Source organism: Enterobacter cloacae complex sp. BZL2005 (genome assembly GCF_049238885.1).
Lineage (GTDB): Bacteria > Pseudomonadota > Gammaproteobacteria > Enterobacterales > Enterobacteriaceae > Enterobacter > Enterobacter roggenkampii.
In genome coordinates this window covers 1-1,995 of sequence record NZ_JBMKGI010000042.1, presented here as the reverse complement: position 1 = coordinate 1,995, position 1,995 = coordinate 1, and the positions used below count along the sequence as shown (strand labels likewise).

The window sequence follows — 1,995 nt, the reverse complement described above, 5'->3', positions numbered from 1 at the left end:
CTGAACAAAATGACGAAAGCAGGTATGCCTGAAAGCGTGCGTATTGCCTGAAAACACAACCCGCTACGGGGGAGACTTACCCGAAATCTGATTTATTCAACAAAGCCCATGGACATTCCTAATGAGCCACAAGGAAGTGCGGACAAATTCCTGGACCTTCAGGAGTTAATTTATGCATTCATACGAGGACCGGATTCGGGCCGTCGAACTCTATTACCGGTACGGAAAGAAAGCCTCCGTTGTCGTCATGGAGCTGGGATATCCTTCCACAAAACAGCTGGGCCGTTGGGTTCGGATTTATGAAGAGAAGGGCGATTTACCCAGGGAATTAAAACCAAGAGAACGCTATTCACGTACACAGAAAATTGCTGCTGTTGAGCATTATCTTACTCACGGTGGTTGCCTGTCGTACACTCGCCGAGCCATCGGCTACCCCAGTAACGAAATTCTAAAGCGCTGGATTGAAGAGTTTACCCAAATGCGCGTCCCCTGGTCATTCGCTCAGGCACAAGCAAATGCTTCAGCCCGGAAGAGAGGTCTCAGGCCGTCCGGGAGCTCTGTAACCGACGTGGAACCGCGCGTAAAGTTGCACAAAGCATAGGCGTCAGCGTCCCGGTCCTGTACAAATGGAAGAAAGACCTTATCAGTGACGAGGCTTATCAATCCATGCGCAAACGAAAGGCAGCCCCTCAGGATAAAAATCAGGATACTTTACTCGGTGAAATCCAGCGTCTCAGGAAGCAGGTTCATCAGCTGCAGCTCGAACGTGACATACTGACAAAGGCGAATGAACTGATAAAAAAAGATCTGGGCGTCAGCTTTCTGAAACTGAAAAACAGGGAGAAAACCCTGATAGTTGATGCCCTTAAGAAAAAGTACCCCGTTGCTGAGTTGCTAAGCGTTCTGCAACTTGCCCGCAGCTGTTATTTTTACCACAAAGCCAGCAAACGTCTGTACGATAAGTATGCGGAAATACGCGTGATCATGGCCGATATCTTTGAGGAGAATTACCGCTGTTACGGCTACCGGCGCCTTCACGCGATGCTTCGCAGTAACAACAGAGTTATTTCTGAAAAGGTTGTCCGCAGACTGATGGCAGAAGAGCAGCTCGTTGTTAAGCGCACCAGGCGACGACGATATAACTCTTACTGTGGCGAAATCGGTCCGGCACCGGAAAATTTACTCGCCCGGGATTTTAGTTCCTGCAGGCCAAATGAGAAGTGGCTGACCGATATTACGGAGTTCCAGCTTCCGGCTGGAAAAGTCTATCTGTCGCCGGTTATCGACTGCTTTGATGGCCAGGTTGTAAGCTGGTCGATAGGAACACGCCCGGACGCGACGCTGGTGAATACGATGCTCGATGACGCACTCGATACGCTCAGCGAACATGATAAACCGGTGATACACAGCGATCGTGGTGGCCATTACCGGTGGCCGGGCTGGCTTGAGCGTATCAACACCTCCGGACTTATAAGGTCCATGTCGCGCAAAGGATGCTCGTCGGATAATGCTGCGTGTGAAGGCTTCTTCGGGCGTATCAAAAACGAAATGTTCTATGGCAGAGACTGGGCGGGTATCACGCTGGAAAAATTTATCTGCTTCCTGGACAGGTACATACGCTGGTATAATGAGAAACGTATCAAGCTATCATTAGGTGCAATGAGTCCTGTGAAGTACCGGCAGCATCTTGGGATCACAACATAACAGTCCAGGAAAACATCCGCAGCCCCAAAAGTGACATTACTAAATGGTTATAACAAAGCCTGTCAAGGCCAAGTTCAGATGTCCGGAGCAGGGCAAAGTTCAAATGTCCTCCAATACTCAGTAGATTGCAGAAGTAAATTCATGTGGAGACAGCCTATAACCTAATGGTAAAATTAGATTTTAGGGAAGGTGCGAACAAGTTCCTGATATGAGATCATCATATTCATCCGGAGCGCATCCCAGAGGGACATCATGAGCCATCAACTCACCTTCGCCGATAGTGAATTCAGC

1 protein-coding gene is annotated in these 1,995 nt (G+C 49.0%); it reads left to right on the top strand.

Features of this window, described 5'->3' with window-relative positions; translation table 11 throughout:
* The first annotated feature begins 172 nt into the window (after window positions 1-172).
* Window positions 173-1,704 (top strand): IS3-like element ISKpn38 family transposase gene (locus tag ACOTXI_RS24205; RefSeq protein WP_120785296.1). Its coding sequence is split into 2 segments (ribosomal slippage): window positions 173-470 and window positions 470-1,704, totalling 1,533 coding nucleotides; the frame shifts between segments, so codons are not numbered across the junction.
* The last annotated feature ends 291 nt before the right edge of the window (window positions 1,705-1,995 follow it).